Below are 11932 nucleotides of genomic sequence, written 5' to 3'. Positions count from 1 at the left end.
ACGACTACTTTGTTAAAGCTTACAAAAGGCTACGGGGGGGTAGGTGTAGGTATTGTCGATATGAGGGAATTATCAAAAAATAAATCTGTAAGATCAATAGCGTTCGTTCTTTGCATCCTCCTGGTATGGCAGGGGGTGGTGTGGGCCAATCCGGATATAACTCGGAAAAGCGATCTTCAGCCGCAGACATTCTTTGATCCTTCCAAGCAGGGTGAAAGTTATTTCATGGTGATGACCAGGTATGTCATCGACGCGCTTATTGCATTCGAGGCCGATCCGGCCAACCGGAACCTGTTCAGTATAAAGGATTGCGCGCAGCTGGCGCTTGATCAGGTAAAAAACACCAAGAACATCCCGGCGGGATTCCTTCAGCGGTGGCCGCTCGTTACCGGTTCAGAGGCCTCCGGTGAGGTATCGATCGGGATCGGTCCTTACAGGATAAGATATTTCAACCCTAAAATACCCGGGTCCAGTGACCCGGGTTCTTCTTGCCAAGTCCAGAGCCAGGAGAAAGTAGGCGAATACCTGATGCGGCAGCTGGTACTCGAGCCTCCTGACGAACGCGGGTTCGTCACCAGGGTCGAGAACAAGAATGAAGCCCACCGGATACATGAAGCTCTGGTCGAGAACGTCAATCCGCCGGCGGATCTGAGGCACCGCCTGATCAAACGGGTCAAAGGGATTGAGAAGAAGCTCGACAAAAGGATACAGAAAGCTCAGATAGACGCGTGGACCAGAAAGAAACTGCAGCAGGTCGTGGAACTTTCCGCATCTTCAAAGTTCCTTGAGTTCAGCGCGGTGGTCCTGACCGACAGGCAGGAGCCGACCAGGCCCCATAACTGGCTTCTCGGGTTCAATACCACTTCAGGGTCCGGCGTCGAACTGACGGGGTTTACTGCCCACACCGGACCGATCGATACGCTTTTCTCGAAACTGAAAGATGATTATCCCGATACAATAGGACTCTGCACGCAGGTACTGGACCTCATAGAGATGGACGAACCCCTGCTGCAGGAATATATTTTTCACGAAATGATATGTCCTTATTTCGGGCATGAAAGGGCGCGTGCCATACAGGTGAAGCTTTTCCCGGAGAATTACGAGGCGATCGAAGGCGACCGCATCGCGGGACACCGGGACGGGGAACTCTCCATCGTGCTCAAAAACGTCCTCTGGGACAGGTGTGACCCGTTCCCGGACCAGGCCAGAAGCAGCACCGAGATCGGCGAACAGCTCGAGAAGTTCAAGCAGCAGGATTTCCTCAAGAAGACGGGACCTCAGGATGCCTCGCATTTCTTTACCTTATATAAGCAGTATTTCGAATGGATCAAGCGCCAGTACATGCTCAAGCAGTCGCGTCTTTTCCCGGGTAGCCGCAAGATGGCTATGAAGACGCTCCGAGCGCTCGCGGAAGAGTACCGGTATATTTTCGCAAGGCTCAGCTGGATCTGGGAGATGGAAGTCGCCTGGGAAAAGGGCACGAAGATACTCGGACAGAAAGGCATGGACGATAAGCTCACGCCGGATGAGATGGAGAAGCTGAGGGAGGTTATACAGCAGCTTCTCGCAAAGCATGAAAGCTTCATGAAAAAGAACTCCGCCTCTGACCTTTTGAAGGAGGATGAAGGCATAAGGGCCGTTATCAGCAAGCTGCGTGCCATACTCGGCACCGAAGAAAGCCCCGCTGAAGAGAAACCGTCCTCGGAAAGCGCTAAGGCGCCTGAGAAAGAAAAGGCCCCCGAAGAAGATAGCCCCGAAAAGAAAGAGGCCTCCTTGAGGATAAGACTTTCCTTCTGGGACAGGGTCAGAGCGATAAACTGGAAGAGCGTCCTGATCACTTTCACGAGCGCTCTTCTTCTTTCAGGTATACTTTACATGGTGATGCCGGTAAATATCATCACCGTGGGTATAGCTATCGTCGTTCCGGTCACGCTTTTCGCGGCGCTTCTTATAAAGAACTGGACGGGATGGAAGAATTTCTTGCTGGTCGCGGGACTTACTGTCATAATATCTGTAGGGCTTTCCATGTTCCTGCCGATACCGTGGTTCGGCCTTTCTCTGGCAGTGGTCGTAATGGTAAGGCTCATCGCTAACAGGAAAAAGATGAGCTCCCGCGCGAGGGCGGCAGAAGAGGTCAAAAAGCCTGATGAGCCAGAGAAAGAGAAAAAACCCGAGGAAAAAGATATGGACGATCCGAAAAAGCGGGAAGAAGCGATAAAGGCCATGAAATACGCCTACCGGGCCGTGCATATATCGTTCGATCTATTGCAGTACATAATGAGGATGATCAAGCTCATGTTCGGGGTCCGCCAGAAGGACGCCGGGAAGGAAACCGGCAGTTCCGGAGAAAAGGACAAAAAGAAAAAAGACAGGATCCTCGCCGCAGAACCTCCCCTTGATACCCGTAACGTGCTGGACGCGGTCTTCAGGCTTGATTCAAGGAATTACACCGGTGACATCTCAAAGATCAAGGAAGAACTTCGTCCCATAGTTTTCAGCATCCTGCGCGAACTTGAATGGGGTTTCAGCCTCAATTTCGAGATACAGAGGCTGAAGAATTGGGTCTCGGAAGATTACGAGGAACTGGCCCGGGCCCTGCAGGAGATAGCTCAGGAGGTTTCCCAGAGGATAGCTTCCCGCTCCACCGGCGAGGAGAGCAGGAAAGAGATGCTCGCCATAAACCAGCTTATCGCGGAGTTCTGCCAGATCGCTCCCGGCAGCTTCCTTAAAGTCAGGCAGTACCTTACGCTGCTGATAGTCAGGGATGATGTCAAGAGCAAACAGATGAACGGAAGCGACGTGGCCGCCGATCATTATACGCTCGCCAGGGCCGAATTCTTCTGGCATTTTCACGATGCAGCCCTGGAGGCTTTCCAGCAGGCCGTGAACATGCTGCCCGAGGGTGACCCCAGGGTCAAGGAATACTACCTGAGCTACGGAATAGCGGAACATTACGTCAAGAACTTTGATTCGGCTCTGGAAAAGTACAAGACCTCTCTTAAGCTGAGAGAACAGGACATGAAGGCCCGAAAGCCCATAGAGGAGATCCTGCCCCGGGAGATGGTCGGCGTAGGGGAGCTTACCAATACCGATCGCAGGAGGTTCAAGGAGATAAACAGCCTCAGGTACAAGCTTACCCAGGAACTGATCTTTAAAGCCACCCAGAGAAGGACGCTCAAGGGTGATATCTTCAACCCCGAGGGCGAGAAGGGTGCCGGTAACGCACCATCGGCCGTTTATCTTATCAAGAGGATCGTCGACCCGGATTCCTCTTTCTGGCAGTACGCGATAGGGGCCGGACCGAGGACCGAGGAGAAGATCTTCACTCTAATTCCCTTTGCCGTTCTTTCCTCGCTGGTATCCGCCAGCGTGATAGGAATAGGCACCCTGATAATCGGCATGGCTGCTGTTTACTCGCTCTTCGTGGCCATGCATACGCCCAATATCTTCAGGGCCCACAAAGGCAGCAGCCTTTGGGAGAGGATCAGGTACGCCTTCAAGGCGCCTGTATATGTCACCGGTTTCAACCTGATGATCGTCTCCATGCTCGGTGGAGGACTTGCGCATTCCGCGCACGCCCAGTGGCCGACGGGAGCACTGATATTCACGACGGTGCTTTTTAACATTATATCCTACGCGATGGCGCTTCTGCGCCACGAGAACGTCAATAACGATGCCGTGGCCGCCGGACCCATCAGTTCGGATGAGAAACCCGGCACTTTTAACAGCGCGGCCCCGGCGACGGTCAGGCTGCTTAAGAGGATAGTCGATCCTGACCTTGCCATGTGGGAATATTCCCTTGAGGTCGGGCCGAGGGTGGAGGAGAGGATCTTCACGCTTCTTCCATTTGCCGTACTTTCTTCGCTCGTATCGGCCAGCGTCATAGGCATATTCACCCTTATAGCCGGCATGTCGGGAATGTATGCTCTGTTCGTAGCGCTTCATACCCCGAACCTTTTCAGGGCGCCGAAGGGCAAGACCTTATGGGGCCGGCTCAAGTACGCTTACAAAGCGCCTGTTTACGTTGCCGGCTTCAACCTGATGATCGTTTCCATGCTCGGTGGCGGACTTGCGCATTCCGCGCACGTCCAGTGGCCTGCGGGGGCGCTTGTAGTCACGACGGTGCTTTTTAACATTATTTCCTACGCTATGGCACGTTTGCGTCACGAGAACATCAACCAGGATGTATACGGGGATACCCCCACGGTAGATAATCCCGATTACGCGCCCGCCTCTCTGGCCGATGCCGGTAAAGACAGATCACCGCAAGATGATCCCGGGAAGACCAGGCACATACCCATAAAGTTCGAAGTATCCGAGAGCGAGGACATACCCGTGAAAAAATTCGAGGACCTTTCTATCAGGTCCGCCAGGAACGCGGCACGGCTTAAAGAGAAGCTCGCTAACGGGGAAGGGGCGGATATCCTTTTTACCTGCGTGCTTAACGCTCAGAGAAGCTTCCTCATGGAGGTCATAGCCAAGGATATCATATCCCGTAATCCCGTCTTCAGCAATGTAAACGCCTTATCCTGCGGATTGCGCGTGGCCGATCCTTCTTCGGGTAAACCCCACAGGCAGCTGGTCACAGCCTGCATCCGGAAGGGGATGGCCCCCGGATTCGTCGAAGATTTCCTCACCAGGCAGATAACGGCCGGGACCGCCGAGGGTTCCGAATTCATCGTGGCTCCTTCCGGCTTCATCGCCGAGACTCTCGAAAAGGAATTCCCTGAGCACGCGGGCAAGATCGTCTTTTTATCGGACATCTCGCCGTCCCTTGCAGAAGGACTTAAGAAACATATACCAGATCCTTCTGACAAATATCCAAGATATGTTCCCGATTACGAACACATAAAAGATGCGCTGGCGCCGGGTGAGTATATAGACACTTTACACGAGGCACTCAGCAGGGACCTTTTCGGTATCGAAGAGGGTATAAGTAGCGGCACGGGTTCGGTGCCGGACCTCGAGAAGCTTATCCCCTCCTTCGTGAACGCGCTCATAGCCGCTATCAGCAAAAAGGAAAGGGTCGTGCTGGCCCTTGATCTCGACCTGGGAAGCGGCGAGATAAACGACTGCCTGAGGGATCTGGCTAAATTCCTGCCGACGATAGTGGATAACAACGAGGACCTGGAAAGGTTCTTCAAGAATCTGGAGATCATAAAGGGAGAGGGCCGCAACCTGGCCCGCCGGGTTTCGAACATAACCGATCCTTCCAAAGGAGCGGTGGACCCGGACAACCTCATTGTCATTACCAGCAATAAGAACACCGCCTACTACAGCTCCTTTCAGGGGAGGTCAGTGATAGCGGGGATAGACGATAGTGAATTCCCGGAGGCGGCATACCTGCCTCTCCTGGACATAATGCTCTTCGCGATCGGCAAGTACCTGCAGTGGGATCCGGAGACCCTCAAGCGCAATTACCGGATGATACCCAATGTCGTCTCCTCCAGGGACCTTTCCGCGGAGGAGTGCCGCATGCTTTTCGGAAGTGACAGGATGGTGGTCATAAAGCTCGTCCCGGATGCCGAGGAGCTGGACAAGGAAAGGCTCAGGGATCTGATGGACAGCATCAAGACCATGCTGGCCAGAGCATGATGAGTTCTTCTTACTGTTTACCGAATATCTCCATCATAGCGCGCGCTTTGTGAAGTGTTTCTTCGTATTCCTCCTCAGGATCTGAATCGGCTACTATGCCGCCCCCTGTCTGGAAATAAACCCGCCCCTGTTTAAGCAACATCGTTCTAATGGCCATATTGAGGTCCATGGTCCCGTGAAAGCTCATGTAACCTATAGACCCGGTGTACACGCTCCTCGCGGTGGGTTCGAGCTCGTCTATTATTTCCATGGCGCGCACCTTCGGGCACCCGCTGATCGAGCCCCCCGGGAAAGAGGCTTTCACGATCTGGCCAAGGCTTGTATCTTTAGCCAGCAGACCCCTTACCACCGAGATCGTCTGGAATACCGTGGGATAGGTCTCGACCCTGCGGTGCTCTGTCACCCTGATCGATCCGGGCACGCAGACCTTTCCCAGGTCGTTCCTTTCAAGGTCCACTATCATCGCAAGTTCCGCGGCGTCCTTGGAGCTATTGACGAGGTCTTCCCTCATTTTCCTGTCGCTCGCTTCACAGGATCCGCGGCTTCGCGTGCCTTTCATGGGCCTGGTCTCCACCTGTCCGTCCGCCACGCGGAGGAACCTTTCCGGGGAGGAGGAGAGGACCTTCGCTTCGGGAAGGTTAAGATACGCGCTGAAGGGCGCGGGATTTTTCCTGTTAAGTCTCTGGTAGAGGGAATAACCCCCCAGAGGCCACCGTGCCGTAAAGCGCTGTGAAAGGCATGCCTGGTAGATATCACCAGCGCGTATGTAATCCAGCACTTTTTCAACTTTCTTCAGGTAATCCTTCCGGGAGATATCGGCGCACAGGCCGGGGAAAGCCTTTGAGCTATCTATCAGGGTAGATCCTTCTTTCCGCGTTCCATTCATGATGGCCTTGTAATTCTCGAGCAACTGGCGGGTTTCACCGCCGTCGGAGGTTATCGAGATATGTATGCATCCAGGGTCCTTCCTGTCATGAATAAGTATCGTCCTAAAGAAGCAAAAACAGCTTTCCGGCAGAGCCAGGTCATCCACAGCCCTTCTTGGCAGATCCTCGATCAGGTCTTTGAGGTCGTAGGAGAAATAACCCATCCCTCCGGAGATGAGCGGGAAAGAGGTGGGGTTATCCACCCGGTATGTGTTCAGGATTCTCTTAAGGCATTCAAAGACATCGCCTTCGCCGATCCGGGTCTTCCTGCCGGTCTCAACCGTTATCTTACGTCCTTTACTGCGCATGACCAGAAAAGGGTCGATACCGAGAAAAGAGTATCTTCCCGCGTCCGTCCGGAGAGAACTGTGAAGGAGAGACGTGTAGGGGCGCTCCGCGAAATACGAAAAGACCTCTTCCACCGGACGCCAGAGGGGTATCCTTTCGATAAGGCAGCTTCTATTTATCGGTGGCAAGTATTTTTCCATTATTATAACTCGATGAAGTTCTTAACTATTACTGATCCTTCCTCCGTGAGAAAGGACTCGGGGTGGAATTGTAACCCCACCAGGGGCAGCTCCAGGTGTTCAACTCCCATTACGATATCATCCTGAGTGCGGGCGGTGACCCTGAGGCAATCGGGTATCCGCTCGGCGTGAAGGGAGTGGTACCTAGCTCCCCGGAAAGGGGAGGGCACCCCTTTGAATATACCCTTTCGGTCATGTTCTATGAGCGAGGTCTTCCCGTGTACGATCTTTTTAACCCGGTCTATCCTGCCGCCGCAGGCTTGAACTATGCACTGAAGCCCTAGGCATACGCCCAGTATCGGTTTCAGGGACGAGAAGCTTCTTATGACCTCAACGGATATTCCCGCGCTTTCGGGAGTTTTGGGCCCGGGCGAGATTATTATCTTCTCAGGGGCAAGCTTCTCGATCTCGCCAAGGCTTATTCGGTCGTTCCTTCTGACCAGAAGGTCCACCCCCTGTTCAGCGAAAGCCTGGTAAAGGTTGTAGGTAAAGGAATCGTAATTGTCGATAAGTAGGTACATTCTCTCAGGTCCAGCTTCTGAGTTTTTTCACGATAGAGCGGGTTACTTCATCCGGCGTGGATGCCCCCGCCATTATGCCCACTTTCCGGGCGCCCCGGAACCATTCTTTTTTGAGGTCCTTTGATGACGATATCCAGTGAGTACGTTTTTTTATTTTCCGGGCTATCTGGTAGAGCCTCTTGGTATTGGCGCTGGTTCGGGATCCCACGATGAGCACTACGTCATTCTCCCGGGGCAGTTTCTTTATCTGCTGCTGTTTTACCACCGTGGTGCGGCAGGTCGTGTCATGCAGCTGCACCCGGGGGATGATACTCTTGAGCTTTTCCATGATCGCCTGTATGTTCTCTTTCGTCTGGGTGGACTGGGTTATTACGGCAGCTTTGCGGACCCCGGAAAATGCTTTGGCCGGAACGGCTTCCGGGGACTCTATGATCACAGGTTCATTATCGAGCTGCCCGGCTATACCCTTGACCTCGTCGTGCCCCGCGTCCCCTATGATGATTATCTTGTGGGTCTTCTCGAGCTTCCTGCCTATCTTGTAGATATCCTTCACCATGGGGCAGGTAGCGTCCACGATCCTGAAACCGGCTTTCCCGGCCTCAAGGAAGGTCTGCCGTGGAGCGCCGTGCGCCCTGATGACAAGCACGGAGCCTTCGGGAGGCCTTTTTATTTTCCGCAGCTTCTTTATGCCTTTTTTGGCGAGGGTTTCAACCACATGCTCGTTATGTACTATGTCGCCGAGTATGTAGACCGCCTCGTCCCCGCCAGCAAGCTCCATGCACATGTCGATGGCGCGCTTTACCCCGAAACAGAAACCAGAACTTTTTGCTATGTTTATCTCCATGGTTCAGTCCTGCTTATTTTGAGAAAGTGACGGTTTTGGAATAGAAAGACCTGATGAACTGCCTCAGGGTTTTTTTCGGGCCGGACCTCATCTTAAGGCCGGCGCAGACGGTGCCAGCCTCCAGCAGCAGAGAAAGCACCTTGTTCGCGCAGTACCTGTCGCTTCCGGAGGAGGTGATGAGTCTGCGGAACTTAAGAAGGTCCGAGCGCGTCTTTTTGTCCTTTTCAAGGAGTTCTTTAAGGAGACGCCTGTCTTTTCCTTTCAGCGTGTTGTAGGTTTTCCAGACCATGAGGGTCTTCTTGGATTCGGCAAGATCTGAGAGCACGGGTTTACCGATCTTTTCGCTGGTGGAGAAGGTGTCCAGGAGGTCATCATATATCTGGAACGCCTGCCCGAGCGTAACCCCAAGGCCTGAAAGCTTCTTCCGCTCACTTTCCGGCGCGCCTGCGAGTATGGCCCCGATGAGAAGGGGCGCCTCGAAAGTATACCGCGCCGTCTTGAGCTCGTAGGCCCTCAGTATATCCTCTTTTTTCATGGAGCAGATGCTTCTGGTGTCGTTCACCACGTCGATGAACTCGCCTATACCTGTAAGGCGGGCGGCTTCAGTGAACTTTTCAAGCGCCTTCTGCTTCCTGAGTGGGGTCTCATCCACCGTCATGAGAGCGTCAACGGCCAGGGCGAATATTATGTCCCCGGCAACTATACTGAGGTCGGAGCCGATCTTATCCCCGGCGCTTCTTGAAAGTTCTTTATTGAAGAAGCGGTGAAGGGAAGGCTTGCCGCGCCTTACAGCAGAATTATCTATTACATCGTCATGCACCAGCAAAAAATCATGCAATAGTTCCACCGAAAGAGCGCTTCTGGCGAGTTTCCCGGCGGGGATGCGTTTCTTTTTCGTGTAGCCCCTGTAAGCTGTCATGAAAAGAACCGGGCGTATCCTTTTGCCGGGCCTGAGCATGAAATCCTTAATGCCTTTATAGAGGAGGCGATAGCCTTCCGAGCCCTTGAGCTGTCCGGAGAGGTCCAAAAGCGCTTTATCTATGTCTTTGGCGAGTTTACTGAACATGCGATTTAATTTATCATAACTGGTCCCGGTCAGCAACAGAAATTCTTTTTGTATATGGAAAGTAATGTAGTATATTACTTTTAACAGGGTTTTTCGGATAAATTTTCACTTTAAGCAAGGAGAATCGATATGTTCTCTGGAATGAAACTTGTTATGGCTTTCCCGCGCGGGATAGTAGCCGGGCTCATGGTGCTTTCGCTATGCGCCGGGCGTGCGTGGACACAGTCTGAGACCGATCTTATTGAAGGTGATTTCCCTTGGGTCAGCATGGTGCTGCCCGAAAGGGACCTTATTTACCATCCCGAGGAGGCGGTAGATCTGATGGGCTTGAAAAAAGGGGACCGGGTGGCTGATGTAGGCGCTGGAGCCGGTTACTGGACTTTTCCCCTGGCTAAAGCGGTAGGGCCCACAGGGAAGGTCTATGCGATCGATATCGACGCCGATTATTTCCCGGAGCTTTATGAATATTTCGGCAAAAAGGTCCTGAACGACACGATGAACGTCCACGACAACATAAGGATAATGAGGACGCTCGAGGACGATATAGGTATGCCTCCGGAGACGCTGGACGCGGCGTTCCTCTGCCAGATGGGGATACTGCGCGCCGCGGAAGAGGACGCCTATTCCAGTAACATGGATACCTATTCGTACAATGTGACCAAAATGCGGATATCCCGGAGGGTTGTTGAAAGCATTTTTAGAGCCCTTAAACCCGGGGGCGAACTTATCGTCATAGATATGTTCGATTCTCCTCTTATCCGGTCGAACAGGTTTTATTCGAAGAGCCTGGGCCAATACAGGGCTTTTGTAGCGGCAAAGAGCAAGAGCCTGGTGAAAGAGAACTTCGAGCGCATGGGTTTTATCTTCGAGAAGGAGTACGACCTATATTCTGATGAGGAACACAAACAGGATGTTCGCGAGTTCCAAAGTCTTCCGGTATACAGGAAGTTGTCACCGAAGGCCAGATTGTTCTACGTCAACGACATGTTCTTCTTTATCTTCAAGAAACCTGTGAAGGCGTCAGTTCCAGCCCGAGTAACGATCTCTGCCGACAGGGGGACCTACCGGGCGGGAGAGACCATAAGGATAAAAGCTGAGTACCGTAACCTGCCGGAAGAGGGGATAAGGCTGACCCTGGAGGACAGGTACCGGAGACTTACTTATGGTGAGGAAAGGGGAAGGTTCTTGAACGTATCGGTCGTGCCACGGGTCTATCACGCAGATGGAGAGCCGGTTGAATCGATCGCTCTGGGTGATGCCTCCGGGGGAAACAAGTTCTTCCCGGTAGGGCCCGAAGGTGAACAGCCCGAATGGAAGATACGCTCGGGTGAATGGAAGGACCCTGTTACCGGAAAGATCGTTTACAGGGGCGCGGGGTTCACCGCGCAGATCGGGCCATCTGGTTCCACCCTGTACTGCCTTGACCGGGTACCGGGGGAATATACCGTGACCCTCACCAGGGAAATGAAGACCTATTTCAATGGTGGCGAACCCATTATCAAAAAAGTGGTATCCAATCCTGTTTCTTTCAGGATAATTCCCGGGGAAGATTGACGTAGGATTAAAGGAGAGCCGAATGACACGACACATAAAGAGAACATTGGTCCTCGCCGGCCTGGTTTATTGCATTTTCGTCTGCTCTTTTTCCCATTCGCTCCAGCAGAATGACCGCCCTGAGAGGGGATCGTATGTTTTCGGCTGGGAAGAGCTTATCCGCCCGGAGAGGGACTTATTGCATTATCCGGAGAAAGTGATCAGGCTTTTAGATATCTCCCGGGTGAAAAGATCCTCGATCTTGACCCCGGCCCGGGGTACTGGACCTTCAAACTGGCAAAAGCGGCGGGGCCGGAGGGCCATGTTTACGGCATCCAGGTATACCCCGAGACAAGCCGTAGCATGGATGAGTACATGCAATCAGCCCTCAAGGACGATGAGCTTAACCCGTATGATAATGTTACCCTCATGAAAAAAAGCTACAAGGAGCAGCTCCTTCCGCCACACACCGCGGACATGGCCTTTCTCAGCCTTTGCGGTTACTTTCTGGGAGATCCGGACGCGCAGAGGAGGTACCACGACAGATTCTACCGGAGGGACAGAGTTCTCGTTGAGAATATATACAGATCCCTCAAGCCGGGGGGGAAGGGCGGTCGTCATCGATATCATCAACACGCCGTTCGTCCATTCGTTCATGCGCAAATATAACAGGAAAAACCTGCCTTTTGTGTCCATGGCCCTAGAGGTCGATACCGTTGTGGATAATTACGAGTCAGTGGGGTTCCGCCTGAAAGAGAGTTTTGACATATTCATGACCGCATCTCACCGGGAGGACGTGGAGGATTTCAGCAGTTCGGCGTTTTTCAGGTCGATCCCGCGCCGTGAACGGCAGGTATTCGCCAACGAGATGTTCTTTCTGGTGTTCGAAAAACCTGTATCGGACCGAGGCGGGAAATAAG

8 protein-coding genes are annotated in these 11932 nt (G+C 53.0%); 4 read left to right on the top strand and 4 right to left on the bottom strand.

What is annotated here, in order from left to right; all coding sequences use genetic code 11:
• The first annotated feature begins 60 nt into the window (after nucleotides 1-60).
• A complete protein-coding gene (locus GF409_05430; protein ID MBD3426652.1) occupies nucleotides 61-5595 on the top strand; it encodes a hypothetical protein in 5535 nt (1844 codons plus the stop codon).
• Between the two features lie 10 nt (nucleotides 5596-5605).
• Here the strand turns inward: GF409_05430 and pabB are convergent, their stop codons facing one another.
• From pabB to GF409_05410, 4 genes are read right to left on the bottom strand one after another with little or no spacing between them, the layout of a single operon-like run.
• Entirely contained in the window at nucleotides 5606-7009 is a 1404-nt protein-coding gene (pabB, locus tag GF409_05425) for an aminodeoxychorismate synthase component I (protein ID MBD3426651.1), read from the bottom strand.
• A 2-nt stretch (nucleotides 7010-7011) separates the two neighbouring features.
• Nucleotides 7012-7569 (bottom strand): anthranilate/aminodeoxychorismate synthase component II, encoded by a 558-nt coding sequence (locus GF409_05420; protein ID MBD3426650.1) that lies wholly within the window; start codon nucleotides 7567-7569, stop codon nucleotides 7012-7014.
• Nucleotides 7570-7573: 4 nt separating this feature from the next.
• Nucleotides 7574-8413: a 4-hydroxy-3-methylbut-2-enyl diphosphate reductase gene (ispH, locus tag GF409_05415; protein MBD3426649.1), complete on the bottom strand. Its 840-nt coding sequence runs from the start codon at nucleotides 8411-8413 to the stop codon at nucleotides 7574-7576.
• A gap of 13 nt (nucleotides 8414-8426) precedes the next feature.
• Nucleotides 8427-9479, bottom strand: coding sequence for a hypothetical protein (locus GF409_05410; GenBank protein MBD3426648.1), 1053 nt, complete (start codon nucleotides 9477-9479; stop codon nucleotides 8427-8429).
• A 129-nt stretch (nucleotides 9480-9608) separates the two neighbouring features.
• Between GF409_05410 and GF409_05405 the strand changes: the two genes are divergently transcribed.
• The 3 genes from GF409_05405 to GF409_05395 all read left to right on the top strand — a co-directional run bounded on the left by GF409_05405 (nucleotide 9609) and on the right by GF409_05395 (nucleotide 11931).
• Nucleotides 9609-11033, top strand: coding sequence for a hypothetical protein (locus tag GF409_05405; GenBank protein MBD3426647.1), 1425 nt, complete (start codon nucleotides 9609-9611; stop codon nucleotides 11031-11033).
• A gap of 129 nt (nucleotides 11034-11162) precedes the next feature.
• Complete coding sequence (locus GF409_05400) at nucleotides 11163-11681, top strand: methyltransferase domain-containing protein (GenBank protein ID MBD3426646.1); 519 nt, start codon at nucleotides 11163-11165, stop codon at nucleotides 11679-11681.
• Nucleotides 11584-11931 carry a hypothetical protein gene (locus GF409_05395; protein ID MBD3426645.1) on the top strand — a complete coding sequence of 116 codons (348 nt, stop codon included), beginning with the start codon at nucleotides 11584-11586 and terminating at the stop codon, nucleotides 11929-11931. The genes GF409_05400 and GF409_05395 overlap by 98 nt, the downstream gene beginning before the upstream one ends.
• The last annotated feature ends 1 nt before the right edge of the window (nucleotide 11932 follow it).

This window comes from Candidatus Omnitrophota bacterium (assembly GCA_014728045.1).
In the GTDB taxonomy this organism is placed as follows: domain Bacteria; phylum Omnitrophota; class Gorgyraeia; order Tantalellales; family Tantalellaceae; genus WJMH01.
Note: the sequence above shows the minus strand (reverse complement) of the source record. Positions and strands in the feature narration are given on the sequence as shown.

Excerpts from the sequence above, each read along its gene's own strand:
- GF409_05430 (MBD3426652.1), top strand. The coding sequence starts at position 61 with ATGAGGGAATTATCAAAAAATAAATCTGTAAGATCAATAGCGTTCGTT.
- pabB (MBD3426651.1), bottom strand. The coding sequence starts at position 7,009 with ATGGAAAAATACTTGCCACCGATAAATAGAAGCTGCCTTATCGAAAGG.
- GF409_05420 (MBD3426650.1), bottom strand. The coding sequence starts at position 7,569 with ATGTACCTACTTATCGACAATTACGATTCCTTTACCTACAACCTTTAC.
- ispH (MBD3426649.1), bottom strand. The coding sequence starts at position 8,413 with ATGGAGATAAACATAGCAAAAAGTTCTGGTTTCTGTTTCGGGGTAAAG.
- GF409_05410 (MBD3426648.1), bottom strand. The coding sequence starts at position 9,479 with ATGTTCAGTAAACTCGCCAAAGACATAGATAAAGCGCTTTTGGACCTC.
- GF409_05405 (MBD3426647.1), top strand. The coding sequence starts at position 9,609 with ATGTTCTCTGGAATGAAACTTGTTATGGCTTTCCCGCGCGGGATAGTA.